This window comes from Bremerella sp. JC817 (genome assembly GCF_040718835.1).
GTDB lineage: Bacteria > Planctomycetota > Planctomycetia > Pirellulales > Pirellulaceae > Bremerella.
The window spans coordinates 1-19,877 of record NZ_JBFEFG010000241.1; the positions used below are offsets into that span (position 1 = coordinate 1).

The 19,877-nt window shown below is 55.0% G+C and carries 14 protein-coding genes; 6 read left to right on the forward strand and 8 right to left on the reverse strand.

The features are described from left to right. Positions 1-439 precede the first annotated feature (439 nt). Positions 440-610: a hypothetical protein gene (locus AB1L30_RS02270; protein ID WP_367011713.1), complete on the forward strand. Its 171-nt coding sequence runs from the start codon at positions 440-442 to the stop codon at positions 608-610. Between the two features lie 9 nt (positions 611-619). Here the strand turns inward: AB1L30_RS02270 and AB1L30_RS02275 are convergent, their stop codons facing one another. Further along, positions 620-1,852: a carbohydrate porin gene (locus tag AB1L30_RS02275; RefSeq protein ID WP_367011715.1), complete on the reverse strand. Its 1,233-nt coding sequence runs from the start codon at positions 1,850-1,852 to the stop codon at positions 620-622. Between the two features lie 386 nt (positions 1,853-2,238). On the opposite strand from AB1L30_RS02275, the gene AB1L30_RS02280 reads away from it, so the two are divergent. Beyond that, on the forward strand, positions 2,239-4,362 hold the full coding sequence (locus AB1L30_RS02280) for a methyl-accepting chemotaxis protein (protein WP_367011716.1): 2,124 nt from the start codon (positions 2,239-2,241) through the stop codon (positions 4,360-4,362). On the opposite strand, the gene AB1L30_RS02285 is transcribed toward AB1L30_RS02280, so the two are convergent. Beyond that, positions 4,359-5,879 (reverse strand): arylsulfatase, encoded by a 1,521-nt coding sequence (locus AB1L30_RS02285; RefSeq protein WP_367011719.1) that lies wholly within the window; start codon positions 5,877-5,879, stop codon positions 4,359-4,361. The genes AB1L30_RS02280 and AB1L30_RS02285 overlap by 4 nt on opposite strands. A gap of 280 nt (positions 5,880-6,159) precedes the next feature. Between AB1L30_RS02285 and AB1L30_RS02290 the strand changes: the two genes are divergently transcribed. The 3 genes from AB1L30_RS02290 (at position 6,160) to AB1L30_RS02300 (ending at position 9,524) form a co-directional block, all read left to right on the forward strand. Next, a complete protein-coding gene (locus tag AB1L30_RS02290; protein ID WP_367011721.1) occupies positions 6,160-7,425 on the forward strand; it encodes a hypothetical protein in 1,266 nt (421 codons plus the stop codon). Positions 7,426-7,482: 57 nt separating this feature from the next. Next, positions 7,483-8,349, forward strand: coding sequence for a PhnD/SsuA/transferrin family substrate-binding protein (locus AB1L30_RS02295; RefSeq protein WP_367011722.1), 867 nt, complete (start codon positions 7,483-7,485; stop codon positions 8,347-8,349). A 65-nt stretch (positions 8,350-8,414) separates the two neighbouring features. Beyond that, complete coding sequence (locus tag AB1L30_RS02300) at positions 8,415-9,524, forward strand: PQQ-binding-like beta-propeller repeat protein (protein WP_367011723.1); 1,110 nt, start codon at positions 8,415-8,417, stop codon at positions 9,522-9,524. 74 nt (positions 9,525-9,598) lie between these two features. Here AB1L30_RS02300 and AB1L30_RS02305 read toward each other — a convergent pair whose 3' ends face one another. The 6 genes from AB1L30_RS02305 to AB1L30_RS02330 form a co-directional block, all read right to left on the reverse strand. Beyond that, positions 9,599-9,961, reverse strand: a complete 363-nt coding sequence (locus AB1L30_RS02305) for a carboxypeptidase-like regulatory domain-containing protein (RefSeq protein ID WP_367011724.1) — start codon at positions 9,959-9,961, stop codon at positions 9,599-9,601. A 19-nt stretch (positions 9,962-9,980) separates the two neighbouring features. Beyond that, the gene (locus AB1L30_RS02310; RefSeq protein WP_367011725.1) at positions 9,981-10,949 is read right to left on the reverse strand and encodes a DUF1559 domain-containing protein; all 969 of its coding nucleotides are present in this window, start codon (positions 10,947-10,949) and stop codon (positions 9,981-9,983) included. Between the two features lie 418 nt (positions 10,950-11,367). After that, positions 11,368-13,185, reverse strand: a complete 1,818-nt coding sequence (locus AB1L30_RS02315) for a hypothetical protein (RefSeq protein ID WP_367011726.1) — start codon at positions 13,183-13,185, stop codon at positions 11,368-11,370. Positions 13,186-13,371: 186 nt separating this feature from the next. Next, positions 13,372-13,839, reverse strand: a complete 468-nt coding sequence (locus AB1L30_RS02320; RefSeq protein ID WP_367011727.1) for a hypothetical protein — start codon at positions 13,837-13,839, stop codon at positions 13,372-13,374. Between the two features lie 177 nt (positions 13,840-14,016). After that, a complete protein-coding gene (gene mdoH, locus AB1L30_RS02325) occupies positions 14,017-16,644 on the reverse strand; it encodes a glucans biosynthesis glucosyltransferase MdoH (protein WP_367011728.1) in 2,628 nt (875 codons plus the stop codon). After that, entirely contained in the window at positions 16,632-18,251 is a 1,620-nt protein-coding gene (locus AB1L30_RS02330) for a glucan biosynthesis protein (protein ID WP_367011729.1), read from the reverse strand. Before AB1L30_RS02330 ends, mdoH begins: the two co-directional genes overlap by 13 nt. A gap of 638 nt (positions 18,252-18,889) precedes the next feature. Here AB1L30_RS02330 and egtD point away from each other — a divergent pair. Then, on the forward strand, positions 18,890-19,876 hold the full coding sequence (egtD, locus tag AB1L30_RS02335; RefSeq protein ID WP_367011730.1) for an L-histidine N(alpha)-methyltransferase: 987 nt from the start codon (positions 18,890-18,892) through the stop codon (positions 19,874-19,876). The last annotated feature ends 1 nt before the right edge of the window (position 19,877 follow it).

Sequence of the window (19,877 nt, forward strand, 5' to 3'; positions counted from 1 at the left end):
TAGCCGTAGGGGAACCTGCGGCTGGATCACCTCCTTTCTAAGGAAAACTTTTGGTTCAAGTGGTTTTCACGAACCCAACGAACCCAAAAGTGGGACGACCACCGATCACTCAAGCAAGTCACTACCTTATTTATATTGAAATGCCTCTTAGAGCTTCACCGCTCTAAGAGGTTTTTTCATGCGCGCTGCGTAGCAAATCAGTGTCGCAATACAGACGGAACATCTCGGGCTCGCTCGTCGACCAGACCATTGGTTGGCCTGTCCATATCTCGCCTGGTCTTCTGGCGGTAATTCGGATTCTGAATAACCGGCATATCCGATACGACAACACCCTGCCCCATTCGCGGAAGTTGACCCTTCTGCAGCTTTGATTAGGGTGGAGATAGATCTTTGATCATTCACTCCCCCATCGATGATTCGCTTTTTCTGAGGTTCTCGGATGCGAAACGCATTTATTCTTGTATCGGCCGGTCTGCTGACCGTCGCTTCGCTCCTTTTGGTTCCCCCAACGATCACGCCTGATCGGTCGGCTGAAATTCAAGATCAGCCAACGGAAGTGGCAGCTCGGTACCACTACCGCAATCGTCGCGGCAAGATTTATCGCCGATAGATTGGTTTTCTAGAGAGCGATTTCAAATCGCAGTCCAATTGCCAGACAGTCTCGGGCATCCACTCCGCCTGGGTTGGCAATGAATTGGAAGTCAGGCTGCAAAACAATCGAGTCCGTTAGCTGGCAAAGATAATAGAGCTCGACGACCGATTCGTAGGTATGTCCTGAAATCTCATGAATGGTGGGCCCCCATTGGGTATAGGCCCACCCCAGGCCGATGTAATCTTCGTCGCGTCCCTCGAAGAATCCCTTGTAGTTCAGACCGCAGCCGTAATATCGGTTGATTTCGTTGTACTGCTCAGGGGCCCAGCCCAGTTGGAAGAACAAACCCAAACCCTGATCCGTTTCTGGGTCGTTCCCTTCTCGGAAGACCAACTGGTCGAACGCCATATAGAAGCCATGATTTCCCTGGCGAGTTTCGCCGCTGCCATCGACATGCTCGACTTCGCCTGAATGTCGCCAGGCACCAAAGCGATAAACTCCGGTTAACTGCCCTTCTGCTCCGAAACGAGGTTCCCAGGCCGCCTCAAAAATCGCGAAGTGGCCATATTTCCCGAGTTCGTTAAGGCCCCAGGTTCCTCCGCGCGGATTTCCGTCGTAGATGCCACCTTTCAGCAGCAAGGAATCAGACCAACGAGCAAATCCGGCGATGCCCATCCCAGGGGTCGGAAAAGTTGGCATCGGAACGTTAGGAATCACACCGAACGAAGATCCAACGAAATCGCCCGCCAGATCGAGGGCACAAAAGTCGGCGTTGGCGTCTTGCTTACCAATCTTGAACCAGACGTCTCCCTCGCCGAATTCCTGCATCCACCAGTATTCACTGATCTGCGTGAAAGGATCGGCGTCGAGGTTACTCAGCGTCTGATAGTCGCCCACGTAATCGGTCGTGATGCTGCGGCCGTGATTGTTCTCGCCGTAGATGAAGAAGGTACCTCCTTCAATCCCGACCGCTTCGTTCATGTCGATGCTGAAGACAATATCGATGTTGCCACGGTAGGCCGTCGCGCCACTCGTCTTAATGCCACCATGGGCATTGTTGAAGACCTCGCCGGTGTAGATGTACTCACCGGTGACTGATTGTTTTGGTCCCAGCACATGAAACCACTCACCAAACAGCGTTCCTCCCCAAGGCTCGAGTTCTTCTTTCTCGATCTGCGCCTCAGAGGCTAACAACTCATCGGGGCCACCGCTGGGTCCGCGCAACTCCGGCACCACCAAAGGATGATGTTGAGTCTCCATTGGCGCATCATTCGGTGCGATCCCAGGTTCTGGATAACCTTGGAATCGTGCTGCTTCTGCGCGATCAATGACTACTAAGAAAATAGCGATTAAGAGACTGATTACCTGCCCGAATCGAATCATCCGTGATTGCCAACCTTCTGGGGTTAAGAGGTGGTTCCGTCGCACGTTTCATCGGTTGCCAAGCAGGTACTAGTGGGCTGCGGCAGTCCGCAATTCAACGCTTAGATGGGGGCGAATTTCGTCCCAAGAACAGGTCATTTCGATTAGAGCGGCGAATCGGTTTCGCGACGTCAAACAGTGCTAAATAACAGCCTATGCTTCCTCGATCATCTAGATCGAATCACAACATACATCATGTTCGTTATTGTAATTCGGTGGGGCAAATGAGTACTGAACAGATGCAAATTCAGCGATCGACCTGGTGGGGATGGGTGAATTCAAGAGTCGGCGCCAAGCTTGGCATTGGCTTCCTGGTGATGGGCCTGCTAGTGCTCTCATGTGCAGCCACCGGCGCCTATGTCGTTCACTGCTACGACCATTCACTCGACTACCTGATCAGCAATGGCTGGCAAGCAAACTCTGGCGCAACGCAAGGGATCTTGGGTGTTCGCTCACAAATGTTGGCGGTCGAAAACATTCGCCAAGGCTTCGATCGTGAAGAGAATCTCGCGTTGATCACCACCTCTCGCGAAACATCACAGCAAGCATTTGTCGAGATCATGGAGTCCGGCCTGATTGATAGCGAGCATTCCGAGCGACTTCAGAAGCAATTCGTTGAGTACAACTCCTCGCTCGACAACTTGCTTTCCCTGTACACTGACATGGATGCCAAACGAACCTTGCTGCGGGATCATTCGAATCATTTCGTGAAAGTTGGCGAATTGGTAGAAACTCTCGGAGATTCCGCGGTCGAAGAGCTGGAACAAAACCCGGACAAACCGTTTACCTGGAATGATGGGATTGCTCAAAAGTGGGAAGCTGCTGACGGAGGGATGGAAGCATCGATCGGCTTCCTGACGCAGCTGTTCTACCTCGAACAAATTATCGCTGGTCGTAATATCGCAGAGTCCAAGGTCGATTTGGATGCCGCTCGTAAATTTCATGAAGAAGCGATGCAAGGCATGCTGGCCTCAGGCAGCTTCGACGTTCCTTTCCAGTCGGAAGAGTTCCCCCAGTACAACTCCCAAACCTACTCCGAAGTCTACCGACAGCTCTTCCGCGAACAATCTCGCCTTTCCGACGACTTTATTGCCAGTCTTTCGCAATATCGCCAAGCAGCCAAGGATTATCAGCAGATCGCTTCAACCTTAGTCGCTCATGTGGAAGAACTCGGGGACGATGCTCAGCGTGCCGTCGATTCGACGATGGCCAGTGTTGACTCCAATCGTCAATTCGCGGTGATCTCACTTTCGATGGTCACAATTGTCGCCTTGATCATTGGCGTCGCCTTTGGCGTGATCTGTACCCGTTCGATCGCGACTCCGCTCCGCCGAACCGTGGACATGCTTCGTGACATTGCCGCAGGCGAAGGGGACCTCACCCGACGACTGCATGTTTCGGGCACCGACGAAATCGCTCAGCTCGCCAAGGGCTTCAATCAATTTGTCGAGAAGCTTCAGCACTTGATCCGCCACATCGCACAAAATGCAACCTCGATTCAGACGTCAGCGACTTCACTGGATAGCGCTGCCTCGTCGTTGATTGATGGTGCTCGGCAAACGACCAGCGAATCTACCCAGGTGCGCACATCTTCCAACGAAATGGAAGTGGGCCTGGGAAGTGTTTCGTCGGCAACAACGGTCATGTCGAGCAATATCCAGACGATCGCCTCGTCATTGCAAGAGATGACGAAAACGATCGACGAGATCGCGCGCAACTCGGAACGTGCTGCGTCAAGCATGACCAAGACATCGAACCTGGCAACCGCCAGCAATGCCAAGATAGATACGCTGGGCAGCGCTGCGGAAGATATTGGTTCTGTGATTCAGCAAGTCGAAGACATCGCCGAGCAAACCAATTTACTCGCGTTGAACGCCACGATCGAAGCGGCTCGGGCCGGGGAAGCGGGCAAGGGTTTCGCTGTCGTGGCCACTGAAGTGAAAGAACTCGCTCGGCAAACGGCCGGAGCGATCGATAGTATTCGCGAGAAAGTGCTACACATTCAAAACTCGTCGTCCGAAGCGATGAGCGCCATCGGCGAAATGAACGCGATGATCAGCGATGTCACGCAGCTCGCCACGACAATTGCTTCAGCGGTCGAAGAGCAGAATATCGTGACCCGCAGCATCTCGGACAACGTTACCAACGCGTCCGAGATGACCAAGACGGTCGTTTCGACGATCGAAGGATCGCGAGAACAAAGCGAACGGATCACCAATGGCATCATCCATGTCGATCAGATCGCTCAAGACACTTATCGCAACGCCGAACAGAATCGTACGACCGCTTCCAGCGTTGCTCAGCTCACGCACGAACTGCAAGGTTTGCTGGGACAGTTCAAGGTTTAATCCTGCGGCATTACTTTCACCTGGCGATCGTTCGGAACTTTCCCGCCAGGAGTGCATCGGCCATTCTCGACCTGCTGCTGAAGCAGGTCGAGAAGCTGTTTCACTTTCTCAGGGTGTTCCGCGACCAGGTTTTCTTGTTCGGCCGGATCGGCTGCCAGGTTATAGAGCTGCAGATCTGGCAAACCTTGTTTCCGGGCAATGTTCTCTTTCGGTGCACTCCAACCACCACTGCCGGAGGCGAGCAGCAGTTTCCAGTTTCCCTGGCGAATGGCGAAATGGCCTGAGATCGAATGGCTCACCAGCGTCTCTCGTCCGTTTGAATCTTTGCCTTGGAATAGCGGCACCAGGCTATAGCCATCTTCACCTCCGGTCGTTTGGCGTTCTTGCTGCGTGATTGCCTCCAGCGTCGGATAGATATCGGTGAGGCACGCCAGCGATTGGGTTTTGGTGCCTGGTTCAATGTGCCCAGGCCATCGGACGAGCAACGGCACGCGGTGACCACCTTCGTATAGATCGGCCTTGTGACCACGATAACCGGCGCTGGGGTCGTGCCCTTTTTCTTTCAGCACGGGGAAGTTTGCCTGGGGCGAGCAACCGTTATCACTGGTGAAGAAGACAATCGTGTTCTCTTCGATCCCTTGCTCCTTCAGCGTATCCAAAAGCTGTCCCATGTGATGATCGACTTGCATGACGAAGTCACCATAGGGATTCAAACCGCTCGCGTCACGAAACGGCGGTAGCGGCACGATCGGCGTGTGTGGCGCTGGCAGTGGCAAATAAAGAAAGAAAGGTTTGTCACGATTTGCTTCCAAGGTCCGCTCTTGCACGTAAGCGATCGACTTGTCGAACAGATGCGGCAAGACCTGTTCGATCTCGAAGTCAGGTGCGATCGGTCCTTTGCGATACCAGCCATAAGCATCTTCTTCCCGCGTCACACCTTCTTCGCGCGTCGGAATGGCCGTTGGCTTGCCCGTTTCTACCCAAACGTACGGAGGCATGTCGAGCGAGCCACAATGCCCGTAGTAGTAATCGAAGCCATTGATATCTGGCCCATTCTTCACTGGCTTGCTGAAATCGATTCCGTCTTTCGTTTTGTGCCAGTCCCAACCGAGGTGCCATTTGCCAATCATGGCTGTGTGATAACCTGCCTGCCGCATGAGATGCCCCAGCGTTGGCCGATCGGCAGGAATCAAATGCGGACTGGTTCCTCCCAGCACGCCGTTAGCCAGCTTCGATCGCCAGTTGTAACGGCCTGTCAGCAGACCATAACGGGTTGGCGTACAAACAGAGCTGGGCGTATGCGCGTCGAAAAAGGTCAATCCCTCGCTTGCGAGTCGATCGAGCCGCGGCGTCTTGATCTGGCACTGAGGATTGGTCGCCGAGAGGTCGCCCAGGCCCATGTCGTCTGCCATCACCACGATGACATTTGGCAAACGCTCGGCATTTGGCTCTGTGGCGGTACCCGTTGAGCTCAAAAGGATCAGCAGCAATGTACTGGCTAAAAATCGCATCGACATGACGAGTCTCTCTGGAGATTTAGGCGGGAATTGAGGAAGGAAATCTATCCTAACCCACCAGGATTCGCTCTGCACCCATCCATGATTCTTGACTTGATGATGATCTCATTTTTTCCGATTTCTTGGTGACATGTTTATGTGCCGTTTACGCGAAAAAATACATGCGAATTCATCTAATGCAGGACAATTAGCTTCGTATTTTGATTGTCATTTATATAGATTCGCGCGATAATCAAACCTTCCGATACGGAGCCACACTTATCGCACAAGGAGCACAGACATGCGGCAAATCTGGGGTGCATGGGGACTTTTCTTGACGGCTTTGATCGCGTTTCCGGTATGGGCTCAAGAGCCAGAGGAACCGATCGACATTGACCAGCAGGCAACGCACGAGCAGACTCGGCTCATCGAGATTCCGAAGGAAACCCCGGTGAATGCCTTCTGCCTGAATGCCAAGGGACAGATTCTTGCGGCTTGTGGAATTGGCCCAGGCCAGGTCATGGTGCTGGACGCCAACGGTGAAAAACTCTCTTCGTGGGAAGTTTCCATCAAACCCGAAGCAATCAACTCGGCCGCCGACGGGACCATCCTGGTTGCCGGTCATGGCAAAATGCTGCGATTCTCGCCTGAGGGCAAGCTGCTCAAAGAAGCAGACGCTCCCCATGCAGCGGCCCTCGCCGAGCATGAAGACGAACTTCGCAAACAAGCCGAAGAACAGGTCAATCGCCCGCCCGTATCGCTGGAATCGATTATCTCGGCCTACAAAGGGATGATTACCCAGCTCGAAGAAAAACAGAAGACGGAAGAACTGAACGAACAGGAAATCCGCTTGCTGCAGATCTTGCCCGAAAACATCAAGAACTTCGAAGAGCAACAAAAGGCCCAGGAAGAAGCTCAGGCCAAAGCGGGTGAAGACAAAAATAAGCCTGACAACTCGGCCGAAATCGAAAAAGTCTTGCAGTCACTTAAGGTGAGTAAACTGCGGGTTGCTTCGATCAGCACCGATGGTAAGAACGTCTACCTGGCAACACCTTCCTCCGTGGGTTATACCTTCGACGTATGGCAAACCAACGTCGACTTCGCCGAACCGAAGCTAGTGGTAAAAGAACTTCGTGGTTGCTGCGGACACATGGACGTTCAGGCCTGTGCCTCCGGAATCTACGTTGCTGAAAACGCTCGCCATCGCGTGGCCTGCTTCGAGCCTTCCGGCGAAATGTTGACGAGCTGGGGTAAGCGAGATCGCACCGGCGCCGACGGCTTCACCAGCTGCTGTAATCCGATGAACGTTTGCTTCGACAAAGCTGGCGACGTCTACACTGCCGAATCGAACACCGGTCGTATCAAGCGATTCGCTGCCGATGGCACGTTCAAGGAATACATCGGCGACGTCAAGCTCGTTCCTGGTTGCAAGAACGTCTCGATCGCCATTTCGCCTGACAACGATTCGGTCTACATGCTCGACATCACGCGAAACCATATTGTGTTGATGCAGCGTAAGGCACCTTCGGCCGAAACCACCAAGGTGGAAGCGACCAAAGAAACCTAATCGCCTCGGTGCGATTCTCCTTTCGATCTACGAATGACTTCTCTCAGGAGAAACTCAATGCGTCTATTTACCCGCCAGGCATCGCTCTTCGGAGCGATGCTGCTGGCCGTTATCTCTGCGACGATCCTCTATGCGGAAGAAAAGCCGCTGACGATGGTGGTCATGGATCCGCTGGCCGCTCCCCTTTCCTGCCCTTGCGTGGAAGGTTACGCCCAGCGGAAGTATGAAGCCCTGGAAGCGTTCCTTGAAAAGCAAATGGGCCAATCGGTGCATCTGCTCTTCACCGAGTCGCTGGAAACGCTGAAGCCGGAAGACCTGGCAGGCGGAACCATCGACGTCGTGATCGGCAAGGATTCGGTCGTGCGATACGACACGAAGCAGAAAGGCCTGTCGGCAACTGCCCTCGCGCGACTGACCGACAAGACTGGTTCGACCACGCAGTATGGCATGATCGTGGTTCCCAAGGACGACCCGGCCCAGAAGCCTGCCGACCTGAAGGGATACCAGATCTACTTCGGTGCGATCGATGCCGCCGAGAAACATGAAGCCGCCATCGAACTGCTGACCAAGGCAGGCATCACATTGCCAGAGACCTTAGAGATCTCTCAGGCCTGTAGCGATGGTGCCTGTAAGATCCTCGAGCTGGAAGGCCCGACGAAAGGGGCCGCTGTCATCTCGAGCTATGCCGCGCCTCTTTTGGAAGGCTGTGGCACGATCAAGAAGGGTGACTTGCGTGTGATTGGCAAGACGAAGACCGTTCCATTCGTGACCGCCTTCGCCACGGACAATCTTTCGCCAAAACAACAGAAGCAGGTTCACGACGCCCTGATGATGGTCGCCACGGAACCTGAACTTTGTTCGCAGCTGGAAACGCTCGTCGGCTTCGTGCCGGTCGAGGAAGAAGATGCTGCAAAAAAAAAGTAGCTGAGGTCTCTTCCCCAGCTTGGAATGGTTGGCGCGGCCCGGGTCGTGATGGCCATTACCCGCGATTGCCCGCTTCGTTTCCGGCAGAACCGCAATCGCTTTGGACCACCGTGCTTCCCAGTGCTGGACTGGGAGGCATTGCCGCGAACGACCAGTTTGTGGTCGTCGGTCATCGTGACTTCGATGACTTTCAGGACATGTTCAGTTGCCTCGATGCCGCCACCGGCAAAACTCTTTGGCAACTGCAGTACCTGGCGGTCGACAATCTCGACTACGGCCAGTCACCACGCAGCACGCCTACCATCGTTGATGATCGTGTGATCCTACTTGGTGCGATGGGTGATCTGCACTGCGTGGAGCTTGCCAGCGGTAAGATTCAGTGGAACATGAATCTGAAATCCCGCTTCGGGGCTGATGCCGATTTGCCGTGGGGTTACTGCGGATCTCCTTTGATCGTCGATGACAAAGTCATTGTGCAAACCGGCGGAAAAGAAGCCGCGCTCGTTGCTTTGGATATCGCCAGCGGTGAGGTCGCCTGGAAGACTGCCGGTGCCGCGCCATCGTATGGCTCGCTAATCGTGGCAACCTTAGGCAATCGTCGACAGATCGTCGGACACGACGCCACCACGCTCGGCGGATGGGATGCGACGACCGGCGTTCGTCTATGGACGATCACACCAGAGATCGAAGGAGACTTCAACGTTCCTACGCCCGTCGTGGTGGACGACAAACTGTTGATCGCGACGGAGAACAACGGGACTCGGCTGTATCAATTTCAGGCCGACGGCATGATCGATCCGGAGCCGGTCATGACCAACCGGAAGCTGACGCCCGACATGAGTTCGCCCGTAGTGGTGGGGAAGCGTGTCTTCTGTGTGAATCGGTTTCTGTACTGCTTGGACTTATCGCAAGACCTGAAAGAACTCTCGCGGCAGCGTGACAAAACGCTCGGCGACTATGCCGCCATCATCGCGGACGACAGTCACTTACTGGTGGTTGGCAACGGCGAACTGCTGCTGATTGATGCGACCGATGACGACTGCCCAATCGTTGGCCGTTTTGCTTTCAGTGCCGAAAAGATCGATGCCTTCTCGCATCCGGCGCTGGTCGGCGACCGGCTTTACCTGCGGAGCGGCGCGAGCCTCACTTGTTGGAAGCTTTCAAGCGATTCTTAACCACACCCACAAACCGATCCCTAATCGTGCCAAGGCCTCCGCGTGAATCGGAGGCCTTTTTTATTGGCAGCAGGTTACTTGGTTAAGTCGAAGTCGAACGTCGTTTTCTCTGGCGTGACGATGGCGACCAGTTGGCTGTCGGTGCCAGCGTATTTTTCGAACATCGGATCGATCGACATACCATCTTGCGACATCCGGAATATGCTAACCGTGTATTCCCCAGGCAACAGTTCGTCGACGACGAACTTTCCGTTGCCGTTGGTCACCGCGCGCCCGACCGTCGGCAGGTGTTCGGCTTGAAAGGTCACCTCCGCGTCGCGGCAAGGTTTTCCTTCCATCAAAATGCTGCCGCTGACTTCCACGACGTTCTCAGGCGTGATTGCCTGAGAACATCCAACCAGCGCGACGATCAGTGACAACATCATTAGAAATCTCATCGCATCTCCTTCGTCGGTGCTAAAACGTCAACGTAACGACTTCGCCGCTTTGCGGCGTTCCCATCGCAAACCACAAGTTGCCATCGATGGTGTCGGGGATAAATCGGACGCTCCCATCCATCATCCCGCCATTCACACCGCCGGGATGATAACTCCCCACCGTCGAGATGTTGCGGGCATAGGTACCGGAACCCCACGTTGGCTCAGGACTGTTAGGGGTTCCATTGCGATGAATGGTGTAGCCGATGTTCGACTGATACTGCCCGTCAAACCAGCTTCGGGCAAATTGGTTCTTATCGACTCCATTCTCCAGCACATAGTCGCGGCCTGGGGCGAACTCGCCGATGACCATCGTGTTGGAGAGCCCATCGGTCACGGCCGCCATCTTCATCTTGGGTGCCACGACCGGAGCGTTGTCGAGCGGAATCGGCGTTCCGGCTGAGAATGGATACTTCAGGCCCCAGAAGATCGAGAACACGCCGCCGTTGGGCGGACCATAGCGACCACACTGGCCGTAGCCATGGCTCGACATTGCCACCGGATAGTTGTTCGGACCACACGTGCTGATGTACGGCCCCAGTGGCGAGCTCGGGCACTCATAGGTTGCGACACGCATCGCTTTGACATGGGCGTTCTGCGATGCCTTCATCCCGTAACGAAAGTCGACCTGGTCGTAGATATTCTTTTGTTCGATATAGGGCAACAAATAGGTATGCAAAGTATGGGCGTAAGGATTCCCCTCATCCCCTCCACATCCATCGGCACGGGTCGTGTGTGAGAAGTGCACGCCACGCGGTATGTGTCCGCCATTGACGTCCATATAGTTGTGCATTCCGAGCAACATCTGCTTGATGTTGTTGACACATTGCCCACGTCGCGCGGCCTCGCGTGCCATCTGCACCGCAGGCAAAAGAAGTGCGATTAAAACGCCAATAATTGCAATAACAACAAGCAATTCCACCAGCGTGAAGGCTGTTCGCTTCGGCATGATTCTCCCCTCTTCAAGTGTGTTCCCAACGGTAAAGACTCTGGACAGAGTTCCGCCTTATCCAAACTTGAGGGCTCAGCCCGATGGCTGGCATGGTGGGGGGCAAGATCTTGAGTTGCCTGGGAAGACCTCCAATCTGGCATAGTGGGACATAACGCCAGATCAAATTCAATATCATCCGAATGTTAATAACATTGGTGATATCTGTTCTTTAGATCTCGTGAACCGAAGATAAGCCATCCATGATGAATCGCCCAGAGAAAAACGACAACGTTCAGGGCCAATCTGAAAAGTTTTTCTGGCCGCCCTGATAGTGGAAAGGTCTCTACCAAAAGGAGGCACTCTAATCACGACACCCCGCCCATGACGGAAGAACTATTTCCGCAGGGGATGTGTACTACCGCGCGAGGCTTACTTCTCAGCTTGCCTCGTCTACCCCGTCATCGACGTCGTCGTTCAAATCAGACAGCTCTTCAATATCACGATTGCCACAGAAATTGAACTCCGTCAGTTCGATCGGAAAGATCCACACGGGCTCGAAACCGAACCTAGGCAACGAAATCGGGAGTTGTTCGTACACCACAAAGTTCATTCCGTCCAGCTCGTCGATGAGAGCCTGGCTCACGGACTTCGGCACGTGGAAGACTTCCCACTCGTTTTCCGCATTGAACCCCGTGATATAGACGTATGGATCTTCTTCGGGCGTCGCAGGAATGTCGGAAGCCGACGTCGGTGGTGCCGTGACAGGTTTCGACTTCCCGATTTCTTTCGTCATCATCGAAAAGTCGACGAGCCCCACTTTCAAATCGTGATTGAAGTCGAAAGCGAAGCCTTCGTCACCGGTGATCGCAAGAGGACCTTTCGCCATTTGCTCTAGCAGCGCGTCGAGGTCCGCGCGATCGATGCGGCCGTCGTCGTTGGTATCGAAGGCGACCGGATGAAACTCTCCAGCGATCGTGGGCGAAACCATCGCGGACTCTTCATTCCCGCTGACCTGGGCTTCGTCGAGCCACATCACGTTGGTCTCTGGCGTGGGATAGTAGCCCTCGGATTGAATCGCAATCCCAACTGGATCGTCCGCGTTGGGCTTCTGGACAAAACGCGCGACCAGGACCCGATCGCCGATGGCGTAGCCTGAGAGATCAATGCCATGCAGCGTGCCGGTGGTGACACGGACACCGTTTTCATCGGTGACGGTCTCCAGCGAGGCGTCGCCAATCGCGGCGACCATCTCAGGATCGTCTAGCCAATATGCCTTCGACTTCATTACCCAGTTCAAATCGACTGGGCCAGACTTCATATCAGCACCAACGGTTACCCAAAGCTCGCCTGGGACTTCCTCCCATTCGTTGAAGCGGTTGCTGCTGCTTATTTGCCCAGGCTCCAGCGGCAAGCCAGAGCTCTTCGCTCCGAGAGGCAGCGAGGGATCACGCGTGAGTTGAATGTCGACGACCGTCCGCTCGTGCGTCCACCGATTTTCTACTGGGAAACCGAGCCGCAGCCGAATGATCGGAGGCAATCCACTCGGTATCAGGATGCCCGCATCCCAGGGCTGTTCGACGGGCGGCTGTTCCATTAGATGCTGCGGGATCGCGTCGATCGGCTGCAGCGGTTCTGCGGAAGCAGGTTCGTAGGTCCAGACGTGAGCCTGGCCATCCTTTTGCAGCTCGAAATAAAGTTTCCCGTTCTCAGTCAGCATCCCTTCCGCTTCCGGGATCGTTTCGCCAGGTTGGAAGCCTTCAAAGCGATGCAGCAACGTGGCTTCGCCAGCCCCTTGGTTCGCGGCAGGATCGAACTTCCAAAGCTGCACTTCCTGCGAGTTCTTGGTCTGGAAATAGATCTGCCCGTCCAGCAGCGTCACTTGAATGATGCTGGTTGGATAGACCGACCAGCGAAAGTTAGTTACGGCTCGTTCCGCAGGCTGACCATCGGCGTCGGCCTGATCGAATTCGAACAACTGCGAGATTCCATTGGCATCGCGGCCGTTGTGATACGCCTTGTCCCCCAGAAACACGACTGAGTCGGCGGTATAGCGTGGCTCGAGTGAATTGCTGAACAGCACGTATGGAATCGGAACCACTGGCTCCATAGGGCTATCTGGCGCCAAAACAGACGTCATCAGCGTACGGACTTCCAACGTCTCGATCGGCAGACGTCGGTTCGTCCGGACCGACGAACGCACGGCCGCTTTGGCAGCGGACGGACGCAAAAGCCACGATATGGCAGTTGAGATCACGGCGAAATATCTCGCGGAGGCGTCCCACGACGGATATGGGTACACGGTTGGGGCGTATTAGAGACTTGGCTGGCTGCCGGTCTGGAATGGGGAGCATCGCACCCCACCAGAGGCATTGGATGCTTAGTCTATCTACGGAATTCCCAAAAACAACCGCGACAAACCGGAAATTCCCGATTCGCGCACTCAACCCCGAATAGATTGCAAGTCAGCAAGTAGCATTTCCCGGGACGATGCCTCACCAACCTGTTTCGCAAGTTGTTCGGCCGTATCGAGATGGCGATTTGCTGCGGTCATTTCGCCACAGATCGCCGCGGCTCGCGCCAGAGCTTCATAGGCGTAGGCCTGATAGAAGGGGGGCGTCCCCCGGGCGTACTTCAGGCAGAGTTGCCCACACTGCTTGGCCATCGCCCCGTCGCTCAGCAGGGCGAAGACTCGCGAAAGCTGCCAATAGCCGACCGAGCGTGATTGATCGGTCAAGTCTTCGCGGTGACGCCAATGCCACATCGATGCCGCCGCATGGCATAGCAAATCGATGTCTTCTTCCAAGCCACGGTCGGTCTTTTCGATGAGTTCCCAGGCCGTGTTGAACGCTTCGGCCGAAAACTGACGATGGGCCAACTTGCGATCGAAGGGAGATGGTTCGGCAGACATGGCACACTGTCATAGGGACCGAGTGACAAACGAGCGACAAAGGCTGCCCGCATTTCTAGGCGGCAAGCGGCCAATGATCAAGAGAGTTCTTAAGCCGAAATCTTCCACCAAGAAAAGATGTATGCCCACGCAGAACGTGGGCATAACACCTGAGATGGTTGACTTCTCTCGGTCGGCTTAGCGATAAGCCAGAGCCGACTTCGGCTGACGCTGCGAACGCAACTGAATGTGCAGTTGCTCCATAGCGTACCGATTGTTCTGAACCTGGAAGCGAACCTGTGGAGGTAAGGCCTGCAGCCCGTCCTTCTTCACGATCGCTTGAATTTCCATCAACTGATCGCGGAAGACAGGAATCTCGCGATCGGCCGTGCGAAGGATCCCCAAGTGCAGCACCAGGTAAGCCGGATCTTCCAAAACCAACTGGAATGGATCGGTCCTCGACGCACCTTGCTTTTCACGGAAGGCTTGAGCCAAGGCAGTCTTCTGAGCGGTCAGCACTTCTGGGCTGTGGACTTCTTCACCGATCATCAGCAGACCATTCTTCTTCAAGTTGCGACCAATTTCGAGGCTCCCCAGAACCATCGAGATCGGCACCGAGAAGAGCAGGCCAACCAAAACCGGAGACAGCCAGAACAGAAACGCCGGAGCGGTCATGAACAATCCTGTCGTGACGACCAAGCCAATAAGGGTATGCCCCCAATGCATCATGATCGCATCGCCCAGGCTCACGCCGGTGTCGTCACGCTGCTGAGCGTTCCACTTCACCTTCTTGCCGCGAAGCGTTGCCAACACAAACTGGCTGTGCAGCAGCATCATGATCGGAGCGATCAGGATCGCGATGGCGGTTTCGAGCAGGACGCTCATCCAGGCCTTCTCGCGAACTTCGGGGGTATCGTGCGGAGCTGGTCGCAGATAAAGAGCGATCAGACCGAATGCTTTCGGCAACAGCAGCATGCCCATCGTTGCGGCGAACAAGCCACCGGCCAGCCCACCCAGGATGGCATTGCCTTCGGAACCACCGCTGATAATGGCTGCGATCAGCGATAGCGACAGGAACACCAGCCACAGTGGCGACGAAAGATAGCTCATCACCCCCATGCTCAGGTGCAGGCGGCTGGCTGGGTGAAAACCGTCCGCCAACAGCAAGCCCATGTGCTGCATATTACCCTGGCACCAACGTTGGTCACGCTGGGCGTAGTCGAGCATAGTGGTTGGACATTCTTCGTAGCTGCCTTGCAGATCGTGAGCGAGGCAAATCTTCCAGCCAGCGCGACGCATCAAAGCGGCTTCGACAAAGTCGTGGCTGAGGATTTCACCACCCAGTGGACCATTACCTGGCAGCACTGGCAAATCGCAGTGTTCCATGAATGGCTTAATGCGGATGATGGCGTTGTGTCCCCAGTAGTTGCCGTCGCATTCCGACCAAAGGGCGAACCCTTCGAGGAAGACGCGACCGTAGACCTGGGCAGCGAACTGCTGAGTCCGGGCAAAGAACGACTGACGATTGACTGGGGTTGGTGGCACCTGCAGGATACCGATCTTCGGATCGTTTTCCATGCGGCGAACCATTTCGACCAGCGTCGCCCCGTCCATCACGCTGTCGGCGTCGAGGACGATCATGTAAGGATAGTGGTCACCCCAACGCTGACAGAAGTCGGCGATGTTACCTGCCTTGCGGCTGACATTCTTGGGGCGGTGACGGTAGTAAACATTGCAACTATCGCCGAGGTCGATCACCAGCTTGGCCCAGGCACGTTCTTCTTCCAGCCAGATGTCTGGGTTGGTCGTGTCGGACAAAACAAACAGGTCAAACTTCTCGGCGGCTGCAATCGATTTCAGCGAAAGGGCAACCGCTTTCAGGTTGGCCATCACGCTGGAAGTGTCTTCGTTATAGATTGGCATCAGGATGGCGCTGCGTGGCAGTCCGGCGAGATAGCCTTCGTCGCCAGGGCTAAGCGTGTTCTTCTGTTTCTTCGAGAACAGGATCGAAGCCAACCCCATCGAGGCGGTCCAGAAGCTGAACGCGATCCAGAAGAACAGCAACACGAACAGCGCCACCAGGGGATACTGGAAGAACCCGGTCGCGCTGACGGTTTCCCAGTAGGCTGCCGCTGCGGCACCTGTCGTCAGCACCGTCAGGAAGGCGAGCAAACCACGCGTCACGTTGAAGCAGTTCAACACCGAGCAATCGGTCTGCTGAGAAGCGGGTGCCTGGTCGCGTTGATCTCGTTTGGCTTGTTGCCAGCCGAGCTTTTCCGCCAACTGCTTTCCCCAACGAGGCAGAAGTGGCAGCTCCTGCTTGGTCATTTCTTTCGGCTTGGAGTGTGGCACGACCTGCTTTCGCTTGGTCTTGGCATTGGCGACCAGTGGTTCTGGCAAGGTGTCGCCCAGGAGGCCTTCCGGATGTTGATTTAGTAGTTCAGGCAAGTGCGCGCCGATGACGCCGGTCGGAATAGGCGAATCGCTGGCGTCGTTTTCGACTTCAATGGCATGCACCCACTTGGCCAGCTTTTTGACGGTCAAACGTACCGCCAGTTTGCGGAGCCGCTTGCCGTTGGCTTTCGGATCGGTCGCGATCTGCTCGAGGGCGTCGCTGACGATTCGCTTGCTTTCGGCGGCGATGAATTCTGGATCGGTCAAACCGAGATCGCGCAGGTATTCAGCAACCACCATCTTGGCAGACCGAACATCCGATTCCGGTATCTCGACCAATGCAGGTACGTGGGGAAATACCGACCCCAGATCGGTATCGAAGGAATGTCCGAAGACAGCTCCGACATCGGTGGTTGAACTTAAATGGGACATAGATATCTCCACGATTCTGAGAAGAGCTCCTCCTCGTCAACGAGGTGAACCTCCATCTCCATAGCGTACGGTGTGTCCGGGACCAGGTTGCACGTCACTTCCACGGTGTTTAAAGCGGTTCGCCGGACGACGATGTTTTCCGCTTTGCCACGTTGCACATCGATATGCGAATGCAACTGGCGTTCCGTAGAGAATTTGGAAATGGCGTCGCCTTGAAAGACGACGGTGAGACGGAGGGAGGATTTGTCCGAGCGATCGACTCGGAAATCAGTCACTTTGGCAAGCGAATGCTGCTTGGGTGACTGGCTGAGAAAGGCAATTTCATACTCCAGATCGATCGGCTCACCGACCTTCACTGGTTGTTTAGGCATCCAGTAAGCGCCGATGTTATCGATCCCTTCATGCTCGGAAGGCAGCTCTAACAACTGGACGGCACCATCCTGCCAAGGCGTCTTCGGCGTGATCCACACGCTGGGTCGCAAATGATACTTGGCCTCGTCATCCTTGTATCGGCTGGGCAAGCGTTCGGCCTGCATCAATCCAAAGCCGTGAAGCTCTTTCGCATCATAATTACTAAGGGACGGAAAATCCAAGCGGTTCAACGAACGTCGAATCCAATCGTTTTCGCCATGTTGGATCAGCAAACTATCGGCGTCGTGGACGCGCGGTCGTGGGTCGTTCTCGGGGCCAGGCTTACCGGGTCCCCACATGAACATACTGGTCAATGGAGCAATCCCAACCTTCTCTGGCACACGGCGGAAGTAAAGTCGAGCCTTCACGTCGATGGTCATCGTGTCGTTTGGATGAATCACCAGGGCGTAGGCCCCGGCAACGCTCGGGCTGTCCAGCAACGCCCACACCTTTAAATCACGCGAATCTGGCTTCGGAGTCTCGATCCAGAATTCACGAAATATTGGAAATTCTTCCGCCTTGGCGAGTCCAATGTCGACTGCCAGGCCGCGAACACTCGATCCGTAGAACTGTCCTGGCGAGATCGCACGGAAGTAACTCGCTCCGAGGAACGAGGCGATTTCGAGGTAGTTCTTTGAGTCGGGAAACTTGCCGATCACCTTCACCCCGGCATAGCCAAGGTCTTTCGGAGGATCGAGTCCGGCCAGTTCGCCCCGGTATTGGAACATCGTTTTGTCGAAATCCAATCGGCTGGCCTGGTCACCGGAAGTGGCGCCGTCGGGTAGCAGCGAAACCTGGACTTCGTCGCGGAAGATATAACCGCGATGAAAGAACTCAAGCCAGAACGGCAGGGATTCCTTCTTCCAGATCGAGCGTACGTGCTCGAAGGCGATCAAACGATAGGTATCGTAGTTGAGCTCTTTAAGGTCCTCGGGAAGCTCGTGCGAAGATTCGTACTCGCGCTGCGAGTGCTCTTTCGCTTTCGCGTCCATCGCGGCAAAGATGGGATCAGCAGCCATGGCTGCATCGACCGACGAACGCTTTTTCGATTCGTCGAGTTCTGCCGCACCTAAATATTGTGGCGAACCGCAGATCGCGGCGCCGAAAAGCATCGCTCCCAGCAGCCAACGCCGATAGGTTCGACGCGACCGCAGAGACGGACGGTGGTGGTTGTTGAAACAAAGATCGACAGCCATGAAGCGAGCCTGTGGTGTTGGTGTTGCTAGCGCCTGTGGCGCAACACTACGCCGTAAATGCACGAGCCGTGCCAAATAATGATTTGGATTTGGCTAACACATTTGGGAGATTGAATGCAAGACATTTGGGCCTTGCAACGAGGGGAAGCCAGCCCATAGACCGGCGGTAAGGGAACCCGCCGAGATTGCGAAGTTCTTGCATAGATTGGACAAAAAAAGCTCACACGTTTGACGTGGCAGGTAACGATTCGGAGTGATGCCAAATTGACCGATCGAGTGTGCAGAAATTGCACAGTCCGTCCCGGGTTCTACAAATTTGCCAGCTTTTACTCCCGGCTCACTTGCCATTTCCCCAGCGATGGGATTGCGCTTCGCTTGGGTGGGCGAGATTCTCCCCGGCCGAATGGCGTTCTTTATATTCCGATGGAATAACTGGAAATTTATCCGAACGCTCTCTTAGCGGCACTTTGAGTTGGCAGTCGAACTGCCAATCGGAACGCACTTCGGCCGCTCGTTTGGTAAGCCACGCCACCGACTTCTGAAAATGCCCCGCAACAATGACTTGCGGGTTTCCGGCGCGATGATTGCGTTACTGGGTGACATCGCTGCAACAACATCTCCCCGTCCTGGATAGAACCATGATTCTGCCTCGTTCCGATTCGGGCCGTCACCACTCGACGACCCTTAACCGAAGCTCTGCCCGCGATACATTTTTGGAAGATGCATTATCCGGGCTTAGAAACCAGCCCAAGCAACTTCCCTGCAAGTACTTCTACGACCAACGAGGCTCGCGTTTGTTCGATGCGATTTGCGAGACCGACGACTACTACGTAACCCGGACTGAAACGTCGATCATGCAACATCACGCAGACGAGATGGGAGAATGTCTCGGTCGCGATGTGATGCTCATCGAATTCGGCAGCGGCAGCAGTCTGAAGACGCGATTCTTGCTGGACCATTTACTTGATCCGGCGGCCTATGTTCCGGTCGACATCTCGCGCGAACATCTGCACAGTTCAGCCGATCGGATTCGCTCGGAGTATACCGACCTGGAAGTGTTACCGGTGTGTGCCGACTTTACCCGCCCCTTTTCGTTGCCTTCGTCCGATCGGCCTGCGAGCCATCAGGCGGTCTATTTCCCTGGCTCGACCATCGGCAACTTTCAGCCTGCCGAAGCCCAGAAGCTGCTGAGCAATATTGCGCAGCTCTGTGGCCAACAAGGTGGGCTGTTGATTGGTATCGATTTAAAGAAAGATCCGGAAGTTCTCGAGAAGGCGTATAACGACTCGGACGGAGTCACCGCAGAATTCAATTTGAACCTCCTTCGCCGGATGCGGAACGAGCTAGACGCTAAGATCGACCTGAATGCCTTCGACCACCATGCTTTTTACAACCCAGCGAAGTCACGCGTCGAAATGCACCTGCGAAGTCGCATCGATCAAGCGATTCACCTGGGCGATGAATCGGTACGCCTGAAGGCTGGTGAATTGATCCATACCGAGAACTCGCACAAGTACAGCATCGACGGCTTCGCCAAAATGGCGAGCGAGGTGGGCTGGACGCTACGCCGTTCATGGACCGACGCGAACCGCTACTTCGCCGTCTTACACCTGGTCGTCCTGTAAG

Bases quoted from the DNA above. Each gene is read 5' to 3' on its own strand.
- AB1L30_RS02270 (WP_367011713.1), top strand. From the start codon at position 440: ATGCGAAACGCATTTATTCTTGTATCGGCCGGTCTGCTGACCGTCGCT.
- AB1L30_RS02275 (WP_367011715.1), bottom strand. From the start codon at position 1,852: ATGGAGACTCAACATCATCCTTTGGTGGTGCCGGAGTTGCGCGGACCC.
- AB1L30_RS02280 (WP_367011716.1), top strand. From the start codon at position 2,239: ATGAGTACTGAACAGATGCAAATTCAGCGATCGACCTGGTGGGGATGG.
- AB1L30_RS02285 (WP_367011719.1), bottom strand. From the start codon at position 5,879: ATGTCGATGCGATTTTTAGCCAGTACATTGCTGCTGATCCTTTTGAGC.
- AB1L30_RS02290 (WP_367011721.1), top strand. From the start codon at position 6,160: ATGCGGCAAATCTGGGGTGCATGGGGACTTTTCTTGACGGCTTTGATC.
- AB1L30_RS02295 (WP_367011722.1), top strand. From the start codon at position 7,483: ATGCGTCTATTTACCCGCCAGGCATCGCTCTTCGGAGCGATGCTGCTG.
- AB1L30_RS02305 (WP_367011724.1), bottom strand. From the start codon at position 9,961: ATGAGATTTCTAATGATGTTGTCACTGATCGTCGCGCTGGTTGGATGT.
- AB1L30_RS02310 (WP_367011725.1), bottom strand. From the start codon at position 10,949: ATGCCGAAGCGAACAGCCTTCACGCTGGTGGAATTGCTTGTTGTTATT.
- AB1L30_RS02320 (WP_367011727.1), bottom strand. From the start codon at position 13,839: ATGTCTGCCGAACCATCTCCCTTCGATCGCAAGTTGGCCCATCGTCAG.
- mdoH (WP_367011728.1), bottom strand. From the start codon at position 16,644: ATGTCCCATTTAAGTTCAACCACCGATGTCGGAGCTGTCTTCGGACAT.
- AB1L30_RS02330 (WP_367011729.1), bottom strand. From the start codon at position 18,251: ATGGCTGTCGATCTTTGTTTCAACAACCACCACCGTCCGTCTCTGCGG.
- egtD (WP_367011730.1), top strand. From the start codon at position 18,890: ATGATTCTGCCTCGTTCCGATTCGGGCCGTCACCACTCGACGACCCTT.